At 61.2% G+C, this 18,632-nt stretch carries 14 protein-coding genes; 6 read left to right on the forward strand and 8 right to left on the reverse strand.

Features of this window, described 5'->3' with window-relative positions; translation table 11 throughout:
* Positions 1 to 86: 86 nt before the first annotated feature.
* A complete protein-coding gene (locus BLS41_RS03320) occupies positions 87 to 887 on the reverse strand; it encodes a bestrophin-like domain (protein ID WP_074762946.1) in 801 nt (266 codons plus the stop codon).
* Positions 888 to 1,190: 303 nt separating this feature from the next.
* On the opposite strand from BLS41_RS03320, the gene BLS41_RS03325 reads away from it, so the two are divergent.
* The gene (locus BLS41_RS03325) at positions 1,191 to 2,843 is read left to right on the forward strand and encodes a methyl-accepting chemotaxis protein (protein WP_074762947.1); all 1,653 of its coding nucleotides are present in this window, start codon (positions 1,191 to 1,193) and stop codon (positions 2,841 to 2,843) included.
* A gap of 103 nt (positions 2,844 to 2,946) precedes the next feature.
* Here BLS41_RS03325 and BLS41_RS03330 read toward each other — a convergent pair whose 3' ends face one another.
* From BLS41_RS03330 to BLS41_RS03355, 7 genes are all read right to left on the reverse strand, one after another.
* Positions 2,947 to 3,756, reverse strand: a complete 810-nt coding sequence (locus BLS41_RS03330) for a c-type cytochrome (RefSeq protein WP_074762948.1) — start codon at positions 3,754 to 3,756, stop codon at positions 2,947 to 2,949.
* Positions 3,753 to 5,378 carry a b(o/a)3-type cytochrome-c oxidase subunit 1 gene (locus BLS41_RS03335; RefSeq protein ID WP_074762949.1) on the reverse strand — a complete coding sequence of 542 codons (1,626 nt, stop codon included), beginning with the start codon at positions 5,376 to 5,378 and terminating at the stop codon, positions 3,753 to 3,755. Before BLS41_RS03335 ends, BLS41_RS03330 begins: the two co-directional genes overlap by 4 nt.
* Complete coding sequence (locus tag BLS41_RS03340) at positions 5,365 to 5,937, reverse strand: cupredoxin domain-containing protein (protein ID WP_074762950.1); 573 nt, start codon at positions 5,935 to 5,937, stop codon at positions 5,365 to 5,367. The genes BLS41_RS03335 and BLS41_RS03340 overlap by 14 nt, the downstream gene beginning before the upstream one ends.
* A gap of 2 nt (positions 5,938 to 5,939) precedes the next feature.
* Complete coding sequence (locus tag BLS41_RS38880) at positions 5,940 to 6,113, reverse strand: hypothetical protein (RefSeq protein WP_171910189.1); 174 nt, start codon at positions 6,111 to 6,113, stop codon at positions 5,940 to 5,942.
* 48 nt (positions 6,114 to 6,161) lie between these two features.
* On the reverse strand, positions 6,162 to 7,475 hold the full coding sequence (locus tag BLS41_RS03345; RefSeq protein WP_074762951.1) for a c-type cytochrome: 1,314 nt from the start codon (positions 7,473 to 7,475) through the stop codon (positions 6,162 to 6,164).
* Positions 7,472 to 8,188: a c-type cytochrome gene (locus BLS41_RS03350; RefSeq protein ID WP_074766247.1), complete on the reverse strand. Its 717-nt coding sequence runs from the start codon at positions 8,186 to 8,188 to the stop codon at positions 7,472 to 7,474. The genes BLS41_RS03345 and BLS41_RS03350 overlap by 4 nt, the downstream gene beginning before the upstream one ends.
* Positions 8,189 to 8,688: 500 nt before the next feature.
* Complete coding sequence (locus BLS41_RS03355; protein WP_074762952.1) at positions 8,689 to 9,576, reverse strand: LysR family transcriptional regulator; 888 nt, start codon at positions 9,574 to 9,576, stop codon at positions 8,689 to 8,691.
* A 99-nt stretch (positions 9,577 to 9,675) separates the two neighbouring features.
* Here BLS41_RS03355 and BLS41_RS03360 point away from each other — a divergent pair, with 99 nt between their 5' ends.
* The 5 genes from BLS41_RS03360 to BLS41_RS03380 all read left to right on the forward strand — a co-directional run bounded on the left by BLS41_RS03360 (position 9,676) and on the right by BLS41_RS03380 (position 18,190).
* Complete coding sequence (locus tag BLS41_RS03360; RefSeq protein ID WP_074762953.1) at positions 9,676 to 11,001, forward strand: MFS transporter; 1,326 nt, start codon at positions 9,676 to 9,678, stop codon at positions 10,999 to 11,001.
* A 243-nt stretch (positions 11,002 to 11,244) separates the two neighbouring features.
* Positions 11,245 to 11,934: a response regulator gene (locus BLS41_RS03365; protein WP_074766249.1), complete on the forward strand. Its 690-nt coding sequence runs from the start codon at positions 11,245 to 11,247 to the stop codon at positions 11,932 to 11,934.
* 108 nt (positions 11,935 to 12,042) lie between these two features.
* Positions 12,043 to 12,687: a response regulator gene (locus BLS41_RS03370; protein ID WP_074762955.1), complete on the forward strand. Its 645-nt coding sequence runs from the start codon at positions 12,043 to 12,045 to the stop codon at positions 12,685 to 12,687.
* Between the two features lie 243 nt (positions 12,688 to 12,930).
* Positions 12,931 to 13,677 carry an aquaporin Z gene (gene aqpZ, locus BLS41_RS03375; RefSeq protein WP_074762956.1) on the forward strand — a complete coding sequence of 249 codons (747 nt, stop codon included), beginning with the start codon at positions 12,931 to 12,933 and terminating at the stop codon, positions 13,675 to 13,677.
* A gap of 58 nt (positions 13,678 to 13,735) precedes the next feature.
* Positions 13,736 to 18,190, forward strand: coding sequence for a transporter substrate-binding domain-containing protein (locus BLS41_RS03380; RefSeq protein WP_074766251.1), 4,455 nt, complete (start codon positions 13,736 to 13,738; stop codon positions 18,188 to 18,190).
* The last annotated feature ends 442 nt before the right edge of the window (positions 18,191 to 18,632 follow it).

Below are 18,632 nucleotides of genomic sequence, written 5' to 3' on the forward strand. Positions count from 1 at the left end.
CTCACGCTGCATCGACGCACAAAAAACCCACGCAATCGCGTGGGTTTTTTTATGGCCGATCATGATCGGCATAGCATTCCGGCATTTCACCGCCGCAAATGCGTCAACGCGTCCCGCATCGACGCACTAGAAACCACAATCGGCCCCGTGAACGGCGTATCCAGATCCACGATCACATAGATCGCCGAAGCAATCGACACTGCTCCTAGCGAGATCGTCACCAGCGCCAGCGCATTGCGCGGCGTAATCAGCCCGAAGCTCAGAAAGATCACGCACAGCCAGAACGTCAGTGTCCGGAAAAACGGCTGCGAGATCGAACTGTGCGCCTCTTCCAGAATCTTCCAGCGCGCGTCGACGACTCGCCGGTATTGCGTCAACGCGTCGTCGAGCGCGCGTTGTTGCAGCGGATCGCTCGTGTGCAATCGCCGCAACTCCGTTCCGACCGCGGTCAGCATGTCGCCCAGCCGGAAGTTCTCCAGAGTCTGCGTGCCGCTCGACGGACCGAGGTCTTTCGGATAATCACCGGTCGGCAGCGGTTCGGTCGGCCATGTCGACGCGATGGCCGCCGCCGTGTACTGGCGCAGCAGGCGACGCGCTTCGCCGGTTGCGTCGCCGAATGCCCGCAACGTGGTGTCGAATTCGATCAGATCGGCGGAATACGTGCGTAAATCGTTCGACGCGGTATCGAAACCGGCCTTCGCGGACGCCGTCATCAACCCGAGCACCAGCGCGGCGAACGTCACCAGCATGCCGATCACCAGCTGGATCAGCTGCACGGTTTCATGCGCCTTGTGCTCTTCGGGCAAAAGCGGGCGTACCCACACGCCCACGCCGGTGGCGATCAGCAAAAGCGCGAAAACGAGTAGAGCGGAACCGACTTCCGACATAGACATGCTCCGAAAAACGTCTGCTTCGCCACTGTCCATCAACTGCGTTCGAACGAAAACCGGGATAGTCCCGTAAGGCGGCGGTCGGCGTGAACGCCAGTCTGGACGGGCAAATGTTGATCTGCGGCAACGATCTGCCTTACCAACCATAAAGTTTCCGGTAATCCCGCCGTAGTCCCTCAATGTGGTGGTCGCTTAAATTTTAGACACAAGTTGCGGACCGGGCCGAAGGGTTTGGGCGCAGCACGCATGGCCGAGGCTATTGCAAATGTGCGGTCAGGCAGCCCAATGGAGACATGCCCGATGTTGAGAAATCTGTCGATTCGTACCTGCCTCACCCTGATGATCCTGCTGTTCGGCGTCGCGTTACTGCTGGGCGCCGCAGCGGGATTGCTGTCACTGCGTTCGAGCAACGCGTCGTTGCAGCAGATGTACACGGTGGACACCCCCGCCGTCGCCGATCTCGAAGGAAGTTCCGGGCAACTGCTGCGCCTGCGCCTTGCGCTGGCGACGTATGCGTCGCTGGTCGAACTGAACGATCAGGATGGCGCTAGCGCCGTGCTCAAGCGTTTCGATGTCTACCAGAAAGCGTCCGACGACCGCCTTGCCCACTATGTGAGCCGCGCGAGCGCCGATGCCGATGAACAGCGTCTGATCAAGGACATGCAGGACAAGCGCGACACCTTCCTGCGCGAAGGCGTGGCGCCGGCCCTGACCGCGCTCAAATCCGGCGACAAGAACGCATTCCAGCAATTGCAGGCGCACAAGCTGCCGTCGCTGTACAGCGCGTACGAGAAGGCGATGCTCTCGCTCGAACAACTCCAACTCGATCACGGCGCGCAGCGCTATCAGGACGCGCAGGATCTGTTCTACGTGATCTGTGTTGCGGTCGCGATCGGCATGGTGGTGTCGCTGCTCGCTTCGTGGATCGGCCGCGCGGTGTTGATGCGCGCGATCGTCAGTCCGGTCGATGCGACCATCGCGCAATTCCAGCGCATTGCCAACGGCGACCTGACGAGCCAGATTACCGTGACCAGTAACAACGAAATGGGCCGTCTCGCGGCTGCGTTACGCACCATGCAGGAGTCGCTGATCGCGACCGTGAGCGCGGTCCGTCAAGGCACCGAATCGATCGATACCGGCGTGAGCGAGATCGCAGCCGGTAATACGGATCTGTCGCAACGCACCGAAGAGCAGGCGGCATCGCTCGAAGAAACGGCGGCGAGCATCGAGCAGCTGACCTCCACGGTCAAGCAGACGGCGGAAAACGCGAAGCAGGCGAGTTCGCTCGCACAGGGCGCATCGAGCCTCGCCGCGCAGGGCGGTGAGTTGACCGAGCAGGTGGTGGGCACGATGCATGGCATCGTCGACGACTCGCGGCGCATGGCGGACATCATCGGCGTGATCGAAGGGATCGCGTTTCAGACCAATATCCTCGCGCTCAACGCGGCGGTCGAGGCGGCACGCGCAGGCGAGCAGGGGCGCGGTTTCGCGGTGGTCGCGAGCGAAGTGCGCTCGCTCGCGCAGCGCAGCGCAGCCGCGGCCAAAGAGATCAAAGGCTTGATCGACGCGTCGACGGCGCGCGTGCAGGCCGGCTCGCAACTGGTCGAACGCTCGGGGTCGACCATGACCGAGATCGTCAACTCCATCGCTCGCGTAAGTTCGATCATGGGCGAGATTGCTGCGGCCGCGACCGAGCAGAGTACCGGTATCGATCAGGTCAACCTCGCCGTCGCACAAATGGATGAGGTGACGCAGCAGAATGCTGCGCTGGTCGAACAGGCTGCTGCGGCTGCGAGTTCGCTGGAAGACCAGGCGCGCCGGTTGTCCGCGGCCGTGGCGGTGTTCCAGACGGGCAATGGCAGTGCCGGATTGGCTGCACAGTCGGGTGGCCGGCGTGGCGGAGCGGGCCTCAAACCGGCGCTGCGCGACGCAGCCGGGTACGCAACAGCCTGAAGCAAAAGACGCCGCGGTCGGCTCACGCATGAGCCTCGCGGCGCTTCTTTCATCGATGGATCGGGATCAGAGACGGCACGCGCCGCAAAGAACCACACACCCGTTACCGCATCTGCGCGTAGTAATTCGCCAGCCCGTCGATCTCGGCGGGCGTCAATTGCCGCGCCACGTTCCGCATCTGCTCGTTGATGTCGTTGTGCCGCGCGCCGGAAGCGAACGCGCGCATCTGCGCCGCGAGATAAACCTCAGACTGTCCGCCTAACCACGGCGCCGCGCCTTTCCGGTCGAGTTGCCCGTGACACGCCGCGCACGGCGCGATATTGCGCTCGGGATCGCCCTGCATCGCGAGCTTCACGGCGTTCGCATCGGGTTCGTCGCCGCGCGGCAGAACTTCGGCTGCGGGCGGTCTCGGCAGCGACGCGTAATAAGCGGCGAGATCCTCCAGATTCTGATTGCTGCGCCCCGCGATGATCGCCTGCATGACCGCGCTTTGCCGCAGACCGTTCTGGTAATCGCGCAATTCCTTGTAGATCACGTCGGGGTACTGTCCCGCCAACGCCGGAGCGGTGACCGGCGGCGTGCCGGTCACGCCGTGACACATCGAGCAGTTTTGCGTCGCGATGGTCGCGCCGCGTCCGATCGAATCCGCGGTGGGATGGATCCATGGCGAAGGCGGCAACACGACCACTTCGCTCGGCACCGGTGCGTTTCCACTCGAACCGTTGTACCAACTCGACGGCACGCCCGCCGCGCCGCAAATCGTCGCCCACAGACTGCGATCGCCGAATGCGCTGCTCGCCGACGGCAGCCAGATAAAGCCGATCAGAATCCCCACGACGGCAATCGCAATCGTGCCGCCCACGCTCCACGTGAACCACGGGTTACGCAAGCTGAAGACGCGTTCTTCGCTCATCGCTGCGCTCCGATGATGACGGCCGGCACGGAAGTTTGCGGCAGCCTGAGCAACTGCACGATCGGCACGCTGTAGTTGACGACCGTGAGGCCGATCATCAGCGCAACCCACAAGCCGAAGCTGTTGAGCGCGGCGGGCACGCGGTCCACCGGATGCGCGGCGGTCGCAAAGCGGAACTCTTGCGCCTCGATTGCCGGACCGAATTGCGATTTCGCGAGGATATAGATGAACAGCACGCCGGACGCGACCAGCACCAATCCGCCGACCGCCGACATCCCAACCCAGAAGCCCTGATCCTGCATGCCCGACATGTTGTAGTCGTAATAGGCCATGCGACGCGGCGCGCCGAGCAGGCCGACGTAATGCCACGGCAGCGTCACGACCATCATGCCGATGAACCACAGCCACAATTGCGTACGGACCAGCTTCGCCGAGAAGATCGCGCGGCCGGTGAGTTGCGGCCACAGTTCGTACGCGATCGCGAAATACATGATCACGATCGCGCCGCCGAAGATCAGGTGGAAGTGCCCGGTCACCCACTGCGTGTTGTGCACCGTCGAGTTCAGCTGATAGCTCATGTTGATGAGCCCGCCCGCGCCGCCGAAGCCCAGCATCACGAACGAAAATGCGATCACCAGCATCATCGGGTTTTGCCACGGTAGCGCGGTGAGCCAGCCGAACGCACCTTTGCCGCCACGCAACCGCCCCGCGATTTCGACGGACGCGCAGATCGTGAACACCGTCAGCAGCGTCGGCACCGACACCATGCCTGTGAATACCGCGTGCAGGAACTTGAAGCCGGAGCCGACCTGCGGATCGGCGAACAGATGGTGGATGCCGATCGGCATCGCGAACACGAGGAACAGGATGAACGACACGCGCGCCATCGAATCGCTATACAGCCTTCCGCCGATCGCGCGCGGCACCAGCGTGTAGTACGCGATATACGCGGGAATCAGCCAGAAGTAGACGATCGCGTGCAGTGTCCACGAGAACAGGATGCGCGAGAGACCGGCGTCGATGGTGTGCGTGAGGCCGAACGCGACCGGCAGGATCTGGAACAGAATCTCCAGCGCCGCGCCCACGGCGGTCCACGCCCACAGATACGCACCCGCCACGTTCGCGAACATCGCGAGCGGCACGGGCTTGCCGGGGTTCGAGCGCTTCCACACGCGCAGATTCACGTGCATCAGCGCGACCCAGATCCACGAGCCGACCACCACCAATACCACGCCGAGGTAGTAGAACGGACTGCCGATCATCGGCGGATAGAAGGTGTAGAGCACCGAAGCCTTGCCGAGCGCGACCGGCACCATCGCCATTACCGCGCCGACCAGCAGCAGATAAAACGCGGCCCACGCCCATTTGAGACCGACCAGACGCTGCGCGAGCGCCAGTTCGACGATCGCGTAACCGAAGCCCATCGACACCAGCGTCGGCATCACGTACGCCATCACCGAACCGTGCGCGGTAACTGAGCGGTAATACAACTCGGGGTCGCCGATCCACGGCACCAGCGGGCTGCGCACCAGCATCTGCCAGGCGCCGAGGAACAGCGCGATCAGAAACGCGATGAAGGCGAGCCAGAAATGGGCGAGAACGAGTCGCTTAGCGTGGAACACAGCTCAGCCTCCGTGATTGTCGGGCCATCGCGAAGAAGGTGGCTTTGTCGATCACCTTCACGTGCGCCCACATCGTCTGATGGCCGAAGCCGCAGAATTCGTGGCACGGCATGTTGTGATCGGCGGGATGGTCGAACTGCGTGTTCAGCGTCGCGACGTAGCCGGGCACGACCATCGTGTTGATGTTCGTATCGGTGACGAGCAGGCCGTGCACGACGTCGGCGCTGGTGGTGCGGATCGTGATCGGCGTATCGGCGGGCACCAGCAGGCATTGCGGCGTGAACGAGTACTGCTGCGCGATGAAACGCACCATCACCGAGCCGTCGGGCTGCACCGCGCTGCCCAGGTTGTCTTCGACGAATTCGCCGGACAGTTGCAGCCGCGACGGGTCGATCGTCTCGACACGCGACGGAGGCATCATCGCCCAATGCAGGCCGGAAAAGACGATCACGGCCAGCATCAGCACGATCAGCCCGACCGCGAAAATCGCCCAGCGCCGTTCGGCGCGTAGTGCGACCGAGTGGCCGCTATCCGGTTGATGATTCGATTCGGTCGACATGGTCAGTGGATTACGCCGCGCGGCAGAAACGCGAAGAAGTAGAAGGCGAACCAGATCGCCATGACGATCACCGTCGCGACCCCGGCGACGGCAATCGCGCCATGCGGGCCGGACGCGACGACGCGTTCCACTTCGTCATCGGTGGGCGGCGCGCCGGGGGTGTCGTTCGGTCTCATGTCGGTTGGTTCTCCAGAGCAGCGGTTCAGCGGTTCGGTACGCGTGACTCAATGCAGCGGCGCGTTGCGCAATTCGTTGACCTGGCGCGCGTCCACCGGCTGGCCATGATTGCCCCACGCGGTGCGGATGTACGTGACCACCGCAGCCGCTTCGGTGTCGTTCAGTTCCTGCGCGAACGGCGGCATGCCGTACGGTTCGGGATTGCGCATCGTGCCGGGCGGGAATCCGCCGTTCAGCACGATACGGATCGGATTGACCGCCGAGTCCATTTCAATCGACTGATTACCCGCGAGCGGCGGGTAATGCTGCAGATGTCCTTCGCCGTTTGCGCCGTGGCAGAGCGCGCATTTGTCGGCGTAAATTTTTGCGCCGAGCGCGAACACGTTGGTATTGGTCGGCGCGCTCGGCCCCGACTTGCGACCGCTGTTGTCCGGCAGGCTTTTCAGATAGATCGCCATCGCGCGGATGTCTTCGTCGGTCAGGTATTGCAGGCTGTGATAGGTGACTTCGGCCATCGGGCCGTACACCGCGCCGCGATCGGAAATGCCCGCCTGCAACAGGTCGACGATGTCCTTGATGCTCCAGTCGCCGAGACCGCCGTCCTTATTCGACGTGAGCGACGGCGCGTACCAGTTCTGCACCGGAATCAGACCGCCCGCGAACTGATCGCGCTTGGACGAGCCGCCGAGCATGTTGATTTTCGTGTGACACATCGTGCAGTGTCCGAGCCCTTCGACCAGATACGCCCCGCGATTCCATTCGACCGATTTGTTCGGATCCGGCTTGAATTCGCCCTCGCGGAAATACAGCGTGCGCCAGCCGTATAGCAGGTCGCGCTGGTTGTACGGGAAGCGCAGCGTGTGCTTGCGGTTGGCCTCACGCACTGGCTCGACGGTCTTCAGGAAAGCGAAGATCGCGTCCGAGTCTTCGCGCGTGACCTTCGTGTATTGCGCGATCGGCATGGCCGGGTAGATCAGCTCGCCGTTCGGTTTGCGGCCGGTGCGCATCATCTTGAAGAACGCTTCCTGGCTCCACGAGCCGATGCCGTATTGCACGTCCGGCGTGATGTTCGGCGAATACAGCGTGCCGAACGGCGTTTCCATCGCGAGACCGCCCGCGAACAGCCTGCCGCGCGGCGCGGTGTGGCAGGCGATGCAGTCACCCGCGCGCGCCAGATATTCGCCGCGTTTGACGATTTCGGGACGGGTGTCGGCCTGCACGCCCGACGCGGCAGCGGGTGTTGCCGAGGCGGCTTCGGCAGCGTGACTTTGGGCTAAAAACGGCGCAGGCAGCGAATGCAGAAGCATGGCGCCGCCGCCCAGGATCAAACCGGCCATCAGCAGGCGAAATGTCGGCTTCATTGCGGTTGACTCCCGCATGCAAGAGGCAGCGGCCCAGCGGCCGACGCTGCGGGACGCGGGTCGTCCGGACGCGGCTGGCGCGCGAGCCAGCTCGACACGGCGGTGATGTCCTTGTCGCTCAGCTTGACCGCGATCGAATGCATGCAGTCGGGTGCGAGCGCGTGACGCGTGCCCGAGCGCCAGGTGCCCATCTGTCCGGCGATATAGCTCGCGTGCAAGCCGAGCAGGCCGGGAATGCCGGGCTGCGTGCCTGTCATCCGCGCGCCGTGACAAGCGATACACGCCGGGATCTTGCGCGCCGGGTCGCCGTGCATGACGAGCCGCTCGCCAGCGGCGAGCGTGGCTGCCGGAACGTCGCTGTTATCGGGAGCGGGATACGGCGGTTGCAGATCGGCGAAATACTGGCTGATCTTGCGTAGATAGTCGTCGGGCAGGAAGGCGAGCAGGTAGCCCATCGGCGGATAAGTCCGGCCGCCGTCACGAAACGCGCTGAGCTGATTGAACAGATAGTCGGCTGGTTTGCCGGCAATGCGCGGGAAGTAGTCGTTGTTCAGCCCCTGGCCTTGCACCCCGTGACACGACGTGCACGCACGAATGCGCTCGTCCATTGCCGAGGGCATCGCGCCGGAGGCGTCCGTGGCCGCCAATGCCGCGCCGCTCCACATGACGTAAAGCACGAGCAAAACCGAAGATCCGATAGTTCTACGCTGCACGCCAGGCCTCGTTGGGGAACGTTCTTTTTTATCGATTTGATTCTCACGCATTCGCGCGCGGATTCACTCAGAAATCTCGCGGGCGAATGTATGTCGGGCTGTCGGTCTTTTATAGCAACTGCATAACAGCGAATCAGAACGGACTTATTCCGGAACGCGAAGTGTTAATGCATGAACTGTGACGGCACTATGTCGAGACAGCTATTTCTGGTGCGCTTTAGCTTCGACTTTGGGTGCGACTTTAGTACGGCGATGCAATTGCATTTTCAAACACAATGATCTGCCTGAATGCGCCGAGGGGCGGCGGCTTTCGGGCTGCGGCGAATAACGCTTGAAACGAATCTGAAACGTCCGGCAGCGAGTGTCAGGTTGCAGCAATTTATGCGGTGCGTCAACAGCAAAACAAAGGCCGGTTGATTGTGTGCCGCAACAATCATAGGAGGTGATTTGCGCGCTTTCAACTCGCCATTGCGCACCAACTGATATGGATCATTGGATGCTCAGGCAAACAATTGCATTAACGCGGTTCGCGCATTGCTGACAAGTTCGCTTTCGCCGATTCGCCCTGGCAGCAAATGAAACTCGACCGCCGGCAATGCGGGCAGTCCGATGCTCGAAGGACACGCGACCACGCCGCCGCCAATCGACGATTCGTTCAGGCAGGAAATGCCGAGTCCAGCCTTCAACGCCAGTTGCAAACCCGCGACGCCGGACGCGGAATGTGACACCACGTAGGGCACTTTGTGTTCGTCGAGCAGTTTGACGACAAAGCGCTGCAACTGACACGTCGACGGCAGCAAGACCAGAGGATAGGGCGTGGGGGGACCCGACGAGGTGTCGGCGGCGCTGACCCATAGCAGTTTCTCGCGCCGCACCACGGTGCTTTGCGCACCGCTGCGCCGGCCAGCGGCGCGCGGCTTGCCGGTGCCGAGCCGCAATGAAAGGCCGATGTCGAACCACGCGTCGTCGGCCGCACTGCTGTCGATGGACGCGCTCGGCATCACCGTGACATGCAGCTTCAATCGCGGATGCTGTTCGGAAAACGTTTTCAGAATCCGTGCGATGTCGTGCGGACGGTAATAGTCGGTGATCGCGATGCGCAACTCGCCGTCGAGCGAACGGCCTTGCAGGTCTTCGAACGCCGCTTCGCTCATCGCGAGAATGCGCCGCGCGTGGTCGAGCAGGCGGTTGCCAGCGGGCGTCGCGCACACGCCCTGTTTGCTGCGCACGAACAACGGCTGGCCCGCGCGTTCTTCAAGTTTTTTCAGCTGCTCGCTCACCGACGATTGCGACAGAAAAACACGCTCCGCGCCCGCTGAAACGCTGCCCGATTCGGCGACGGCGACGAAGGTCCGCAACTGTGTGAAGTCGAATCCGCGTTGATTCATGATTCGGTATATCCGATGGATGTTATCTATATTTCCGGCTTTTCCGATGGAATGCCCAACCGTAGGATACCTCCAGAATCTTTGCAATTGGAGCGAGTCATGGGAAATGAGGCAATGGCGATTGCGGTGGCTGCACAAAAGCGTTCGGCGGCGCATCGATGGAAGGTGCTCGGGGTCGGCTTTGCCGCGAACGCGAGTTTTTCGGCGGCATTTTCGGGAATTCCAACGACGGCGGTTTTTCTGCGCGCGGGCTATCACCTGGACAATGGCGGTTTAGGGCTCGTGCTCGGCATGCTCGGTCTCGGTATTTCGGTCAGCGAGTTGCCTTGGGGGTTGCTGACCGATCGCTGGGGCGACCGTCGGGTGCTGCTGCTCGGGCTGCTGTCGACCGCTGCCGCGCTTGTCGGCCTCGCACTGTTCGTGGTGCCGGGCGACGCGCATGTGCCGAGTGTGACGGTGCTTGCGCTGGGACTTCTGCTGGTCGGCCTGCTCGGCGGCAGTGTCAACGGATCCAGCGGCCGGGCTGTGATGGCGTGGTTTCGCGAGGGGGAGCGCGGGCTCGCGATGAGCATCCGGCAGACGGCAGTGCCTGCGGGCGGCGGACTGGGCGCACTGGTGCTGCCGGCGCTTGCGTCGAGATTCGGCTTTGCGAGCGCTTATGGCGCGCTGGCGCTTGCGTGCGCGATCACAGCGGCGTTTGCGTGGCGCTGGTTGCATGAACCGTCGCACGTCGATTCGGACGACGCGATCCGCTCACTTGCGGCGCAAGGCGCGACTGTATCGGCGGCTATGCCGAAGCAGGTCTCGCCGTTGCGCGATATCGGCATCTGGCGCGTCGCGCTCGGCGCGGGCGCGTTGTGCGTGCCGCAACTTGCCGTGCTCACTTTCGGGACAGTGTTCCTGCACGACTTCAGCCGGGCCGGCGTGCTGGCGATCAGCGTGACGATGGCGGCCGTGCAGACGGGCGCGGCGATCGCGCGAGTCTGGAGCGGCGGCTGGACTGACCGGCGCCGCAATCGACGGGCATATATGCGCGCGTGCAGCCTGCTGACGGCCGTCCTGTTCGCCGTGTTAGCTCTCGTGACCGGCGTCGTGGGCATGCATCACATCACGATGACCGCGCTGCTCGCGGTGCTGATCGTGCTGGGGGGCGTGAGCGCGTCGGCGTGGCACGGCGTCGCCTTCACCGAACTCGCGACGCTGGCCGGCACGAGTCGCGCGGGCACGGCGCTGGCAATTGGCAACACGTGTGTTTTTCTCACGTTGTTTCTGACTCCGCTGGCGATCCCGCCGCTGTTGTCGATTGGATCGTGGCCGATGGTTTGGGCGGTGGCCAGCGCCTGTGCGTTGCTCGCGTTGCCCATTTTTCCGCGCGCGATCCGGGCGCGTGAGGCACAAGCGGCGCGAGCCTGTGATGCAATCTGACGCTTAATCGGATTTGCACTTTCCGGCATAAAAAATAAATGGGTGTTCGAATAATCCACGTAATAAGCTGGCGAAAGAGATTTTCTATATTTGAATCGCATATCTAAGTAATTTGTCATTCAGAATTATTCGCTCCCGTTTCGGATCGATCCGATATTTATCGCCGGAAAAATATCTGACCATGGAGGTGGAACTGGTCGTGCCGGATAGCCTGGAAAAGTCAGGCAGGGAGAAGAAGAAATGATGAGCGACACCACAGAGACAGGCAAACCCGTTCGGGCGATCATCGCTGACGACCATCCATTGGTTCTGCTGGCGATCAACAATCTGATGAACGGCTACCCGGACATCGAGGTTGTCGGCCGCGCAGCAGACACCACCGACCTCTTCACGGAGATCGAACGCAACCCCTGCGATCTGGTGCTCATGGACCTCTACATGCCGGGTTCGTCGGAAAGTCACGGGCTGGAGGCCATCAGGCAATTCAAGACGCGTTATCCGAAGGTCGCGCTCGTCATCCTCACCATGGAGACCGAGGCGACTGCGCTGCAAAAAGTGATTTCTCTCGGCGTCGACGGTTTGGTGAGCAAGCGCGACCGGATCGATCTGATCCACGTGGCAATCGTCATGGCAATGGCCCGCGAATGCTATATCGGCCCCGCAATTCGTGCGCAGATTGCCGACGCCAACGTGACCCAGCGACTCGATTTCGTCCATACCATGTTGTCGCGCCGCGAGCTCGAGGTGTTCACACAATACGCATCAGGGTTTGGCGTCAGCGAGATCGCCGGGCGTCTCGGGCGCAGCGTCAAAACGATTAGTGCACAGAAATGCGCGGCAATGCGCAAGTTGTCATTACAGAGCGACGCGGAGTTGTTCCGTTTCGCCGTCGAGCACGGCGTGGTGTCCGACGCGCAAGCGCCAGGTCGTTGACGAACCGGCGACGCGTCGCATGCGTGGCGCGTCGAATATAAAAAGTATTGGCATTGCCCGGGGAAGCACGTCGCGTGCTGGGCATGACAATCGAAAAGACAGCTAAAAATGACACACAAGATACGCGTCGCCGTGGCCGACGATCATCACTGCGTTCGTGCCGGCATCCGGTACCTGCTGCAGGACAACCCGAATATCGAGGTCGTCGGTGAGGCATCCGACACGCATGGTCTGGCGGTACTGCTGGATGCTCACCCGTGCGACGTTGTCGTCTCGGATATCGGCATGCCGGGAATCGACGGCGCGAGCAACTCGGTGTCGTTCCTGCGCCGCGTGTTGCGAGGCGGGCCGCGTCCTAACGTCATTGTGCTGACCATGAATTGTCATCCGCCTATGCTCGGCGGCCTGCTGAACATAGGTGTGACTGGAATCGTCAGTAAGCGTGACGCCGTGTCGGCTTTGATCGACGCGATCGAGGCCGTCGTTGCCGGTGAGATTTATCTGTCGGAGCAAGCGAGTATCGCGATCGGGAGCGCTGATCCGGAGCCACAGCTCCGCGCCGGCGTGCTCAGCGCACGTGAGTGGGAGGTGTTCCAGCTCTACGTGCAGGGCATGGCGGTGAGCAGGATTGCGGCGCGTTTGCAGCGTAGCGGCAAGACTATTAGTACGCAAAAGCGCAGTGCAATGCGCAAGCTCGGATTGGAAACAGACTCTGAACTGATCGAATACGCCCGGCAAATCGGCCTGGCCTGACAGAGGGCAGGTGGTGCGCTGTCCGAAAATCGTTCTGATGACGAAGGAATTTAAGAGTTTTCCCATTGGTACGTCGAGGTTCCCCTTCGATAATTCTGAATTCATTGAGACTGCATTGCTCGATTGCCGGATGGCAAAGGTGTTCTGCGATCCTGAGTGATAGAGCGCGAGAATATTCAGGGTGGATGCCTTAGTGCAATTGTGCGGCGCCGTCTGCCTCGTACACAGAAAATGGGAGGGGCGATGGTTGCGTTAGGTAAGCGTTTGTGTGGCGAAGGAATCGGGACTGCGTGGATCGTGTTCGTCGGCTGTGGCAGTTCCGTGCTGGACACCCGTGCAGTTTTGCAGGGCTATGGCGGACTGGAGATGTCGCTAGCATTTGGTCTCGCATTTATCACGGCCAGTTATGCGTTCGGAAAGACCTCGGGCGCGCATTTCAATCCTGCTGTCACCGTCGGTTTTACTGTTGCACAACGTTTTCCCGTTAAGGATCTGCTGCCCTATATCGTCGCGCAAACTCTCGGCGCGATTGCGGCTGCTGCGTTACTCCTCTACATCGCGAACGGGCGCCCAGGTTTCGATTTAGGTGCGAGCGAATTCGCGGCTAACGGTTTTGGCGAACATTCTCCTGCCGACTATCCAATGCATTCGGCGTTGGTCGTCGAATTTGTGCTGTCTTTCGCGTTTGTCATTGCGAGCCTGTCGATTGTTGGCCGTGAAAAGCTGGCGTCGATTGCTCCGCTGGTCGTCGGCGCGTGCTTGACGCTTGCTTATCTGGTATCGATTCCGGTTACCAACGGTTCGATTAATCCCGCCCGCTCCACGGCTCAGGCGCTGTTTGTCGGCAATTGGGCGCTGGACCAACTGTGGCTGTTCTGGGCTGCACCATTGGCGGCTGGCATCGTCGCCGGGGTCCTGTTTCCCTTCCTGAAAGAAAGCTCCGATTCGTCACGCGTCGCGCTTGCGGATGGTCAGGGGGATATCGCGTGAGTTGATCCCGGTGACAAATGTTCTGTTCATTCGCCGTTTTCTCCAGCGTATCGCTTTGATGCCAGCGCTCAAACGCACGGCGTTGTGTCTGCTCGCGGCGCCCTTATTGCTGGCCGTGCAAATGACGTCTGCCGCGCAGACACCTGGGGTTCAACCAAGTTCTCCAGCCGTCCACGCTTTTCCTGAAAAATTGACTGTCGGTGTACTCGCCGGCGGGTGGATGCCGTTCGACGTGTTGCAGGACAATCGGCTCAGTGGCGTCAGCGGTGACTATTTGCGCGCGCTGGTCGGACAAAACGTCGTTATCGAAACCAGGACGTTTGCGGATATGCCGCAACTATTTGCGGCTGCCTGCGCCGGTCGAGTCGACATCGTGATGAGCCTTGCCCGCACTCCCGAGCGCGAACGTTGCATCAACTTCACTGCGCCTTATTTCCACTCGACGGTCTCGGCGGTTGTGCGCAGGAATGGCGAGCAGTACGCCGGCGTAGCTCAGCTCGCCGAAGCGCGCATTGCCGTCGAGCGAGGTTTTGCTCTTGAACGTTCGATCCGCGACGGCTTTCCGCGCGCGGAGATCGACACGTTTGCCTCCACGCGCGCGGCGCTCGCCGCAGTAGTCCGTGGCGGCGCCGACGCTTATCTCGGTTTTACGCCGGTCGTCCAGTACGAATTGGGTACTGAGGAATTCCGAGATCTGCGGGTTGCGTTCGAAGAAGCGGGCCGAACGTCCGACTTACGCTTTGGCGTGCCGCGCGGCAACACGTTGCTGCGAGATCAACTGAACCAGGCGCTTGCGTCGATGAACCCTGCCGACAGCGCTGCGATCCGCTTGCGCTGGTTGTCCGGCAATTTCGACTCGGAGCCGGAAACCGGCACTCCTCGCCTCGATCTGAGCTTGCAGGAAAAAGCGTGGCTTCGCTCGCTGCCGCCATTGAAAGTCGGCTTCGACAGTAACGGACCGCCGTTCAGCTATGTCGACGAGATGGGCCGTCCCGCTGGCATCGCCGCCGACTATCTGGCGTATCTGAGCCGGAGCCTCGGCGTGGCGTTCAACCGCGCGCGCACGTCCGACTGGGCCTCCACGATCGACGCCTTTCAGCGCGGCGACCTCGCCATTCTCGCCACTGCGTCCAACAACGGCCCGCATCTCAAGAATGCGGAGCATACGCAGGTGTACGAAAGCTATCCGATGGTGATCGTTGGGCGCGCGGGGGAACCGGCCGCGCGGTCGCTGGAGGATTTCGCATCGCGCCGGGTCGTTATTCCATCGCATGTCGCCGGTTCGGGTTCGCTGGCGCTCGAAGCTATTCCGGCCGACCACATCGTCGTCGCGCCAAGTCTCGACGACGCGCTGCGAATGCTCAAGTCCGGTGAAGCGGATGTGGTGGTGGGAAATGTGGCCGCGGTCGACCCTCTCCTCAGAACGCGTTATGCCAATGTGCTCAAGATACTTGGCACGATCGACGAGTTCGATTCGCTCGATTTCGCCGTGCGCTCCGATCTGGCTCCGCTTGCGGGACTGATCGATCGCGCGTTGCAAGCCATGCCGGCTTCGGAAAAGCAGCGCATCCGCCAGAAATGGGTGACGGCCCCTGCGCCGGACAATGGAATCTGGAGCGTGACAGCAGTGCGGCTGCTGCCGGTGCTGATCGGTATCGGCGTGGCGTTGCTGGTTACGTTGCGCGCATATTTGTTGTTGCAACGTGAAGTCCGGCTTCGCAAGGAAACCGAACGCGAGCTCGCACTGCAGCTCAACTTCCAGGAAACCATGATGGAGACCGTGCCGTATCCGCTCGTTGCAAAGGGGCTGGATGGACGCTACATGGCGATCAACCGGGCCTACGAGGAAGCGTGCGGAATGAGCCGCGAGGAAGTGATGGGACGCACCTCGCAGGAGGTGCTGACTTGGGGCGAAGCTAACAGCCGCGTTCTGGACGACGTAACGCGCGACATACTGAAAGGCGGCTACATCGCGCAGGTGGAATTGCAATTCGAGACACGGGAGGGGGAGTCACGGCACGGTCTGTTCTGGACCAGCGTGTGCAACGGTAGTGACGGCAAACCGGCGTACATCCTCGGAACCATGATCGACATCACCAATATCCGGCGCACCGAAATGCTCGCGCGTGAAACCGAACGGCGTCTTTTCGACGTGACTCGCTCATTGCCTGCCGTGGTGTTCCAGATGCAGCGCACGTTGGACGGTGTGTATTCGTTTCCGTTTATCAGTGGCGACACGCGACTTCTGTCGGGCAGCAGTGGCGAAGTCCAGACTACGCCGTTCGGCGAAGACGCGCCGTCAACCAGCCGCGATCTTGTCGATTTCCATCGGGTATCTGAGCAGGACCGGCCATTCGTGCTGGCTGAGTTGGAGCGTTCAGCTAGCGGCGAAACGCCTGTGCATATGGAGTTTCGTCTCAATGGCGAGCTTTCGCCCAGGTGGGTGCGCGCCGAACTGGTTCCGCGTCGCGAGGCGGATGGTCGCGTCGTATGGAGCGGCTACTGGGTGGATGCGAGCGTGGAGCGGGCCCGTTCCGAGGAGCTTGCACGAGCGCGTGACGTGGCGGAAGCGGCATCACGCGCCAAAGACGATTTTTTCGCCATGATGAGTCACGAAATCCGTACGCCGATGAACGGCGTTCTGGGTCTTGTCGAAGTGCTGGAACGCACGCCGCTGAATACGGATCAGGGCGAAATGCTGGGCATGATCCACGAGTCGGCGGGCGCTTTGTTGCAGATACTCGACGACTTGCTCGATTACTCGAAAATCGACGCGGGCCGGCTGACGCTCGAAGCCGAGCCGATCGACATACGTGAACTGGTCGACAATGCTGTCGGTCTCCTCGCGGGCCGCGCGCATGAGAAGGGGCTGAAGGTGCGAGTGGGCATCGCGTCGGAAGTCGCGGCGGTGTTGCGCGGCGACAGCGTTCGTCTTCGGCAGATTCTGTTTAACCTGCTCGGCAACGCAATCAAGTTCACGCCACAGGGCGAAGTTGAAGTGGCGGTGTCGGTTGTTGCTCAGAACGGCGATGCCCAGACGCTCGAAATGATCGTTGAGGACACCGGCATCGGCATCGCGTCGGAAGTTCAGGCGAGTCTGTTCGAGCCGTTCGTCCAGGCGGAATCGTCCACTACACGCCGCTTTGGTGGTACGGGTCTTGGTTTGACAATCTGCCGCAAGCTGATCGATCTGATGAGCGGCACGCTCACGCTACGCAGCGAAGTCGGCAAGGGCACTCGCATGATCGTGCGGCTGACCATGCCCGTAGAAGCGCAGCGCTACCACGTGAGCGGTTTGCGCGGAAAGCGTGGAGTCGTGCTGACCAACGACTCGCATGTCGGCCTGGCGCTGATGAACTTCGGGCATGCGCTCGGACTTCAGTTGCACAGTTTGACGCCCGACGCTGGTGAATTGCGCGATCGCGCTGCCTTGTCAGAAATCGATTTGCTGTTCGTCAGTGAAGACGTGACGTTGCCCGCGAACGTCGGCTTGGGTACACGTGTTATTTGCCTGACCGAGAAACCGAAGCCGTCCGGTTATCGCATTCTCGACAATAGGGTGCGTGTCAGCATTAATCCGATTTCGTGGCGCGGCCTCGGTGCCGCGTGCGCCGCCGCTATGACCGGGCTGCCGTCTATTGCGCCGCGTTTGGCGAGCGTTTCGCGCACGCCGGAAGGTGTCACGACGCCGCCGGACCGTGAACAGGCCATCGCCAGCGGTCGGCTGATTCTCGTCGCGGAAGATCACCCGGTTAATCAGGAGTTGATCCGTCACCAACTGGCGTTGCTCGGTTTTGCTTGCGACCTGACAAACGACGGCGTAGAAGCATTGGCCGCATTGGAGCACGCGAGCTACGGATGTCTGATCACGGATTGCCATATGCCGAACATGTCTGGCTATGAGCTGACGAGGCGGATTCGCGAAGGGGAGCGGGCAGGCGCGCATCGTCTGCCGATTCTGGGCATCACGGCGAACACCGCGCCTGAAGACCTGAATCTCTGTAGGGAGGCAGGAATGGACGACTGCCTTATCAAACCGACCCGGCTCGCCACGTTACGCGATTATCTGAGTCGCTGGTTCGGCACCGATAGCGCCAGACAAATCGCGCCTGCGGAGGCCGTCGCGGCGTCGGAACCTGTCAGGCCGGTTGCTTATGGCGAAGCCGAGCCGTTTGTCCCCGTGGACCTTAGCCATATGACGCAATTGTGGGGCAGCGAATCGACCGTCAAGGCGTTGCTTGACGCGTTTGTTTCGTCCGTGAGGGAGGATATACAGTCGCTGTCGCCGTTGCTCGAGATCGTCGAGATTCACCTTTTGCGCGAGTGGCTTCATCGTGTGGCGGGGGCTGCCAGCGTGTTGCAATATCCGCCATTGCTCAATGCAATTGACGGATATCGTCGCGACATTGCCGTCAACCCTACAGAGCAGGTGCGCAGCGACGGGCTGGCGTTGATCCGCAAATGCAATGCGATGCTGGATGGCATCGAGCAGCAGGCGGCATTGCTCGCGTAGGTTTTTGTTGCACGAGGAGGGGGCGACTACTGGCGTGTTTCGAGCGCGATTGCTAGATAGACGCGCACGTCGCCCGAAAAAAGTAAAACTGTAAGGCGAAAAAAAACGCGGCCGAAGCCGCGTTAAAGATTTGGAGACTTCCCTCGATGAAGGAGTCACTTCTCGCAGGCCGAAGCATAACCGGGATAGCCCGGTTGATTCACTACAAAATCCGCAATTAACTGTTTGAGGAAATCGATTAAAACGGCAATGCCGCGTCGATCGTCGTCATTGGATTCTGCAGTCAAACAATGTGTTTGGGCTGATTTGACGTCACTCAACCAGATCTATTTCTGTTGGCAGACGCGTTTAAATACGTAGCTCGTAGGCCTTGGTTCTATCAAAATCTTTGACCAGATTGATAGCCACAAGCGCCAACGTCGTCGTAAGTCAACGTATCGCT

Origin of the sequence: Paraburkholderia fungorum (genome assembly GCF_900099835.1) — a bacterium.
Lineage (GTDB): Bacteria > Pseudomonadota > Gammaproteobacteria > Burkholderiales > Burkholderiaceae > Paraburkholderia > Paraburkholderia fungorum_A.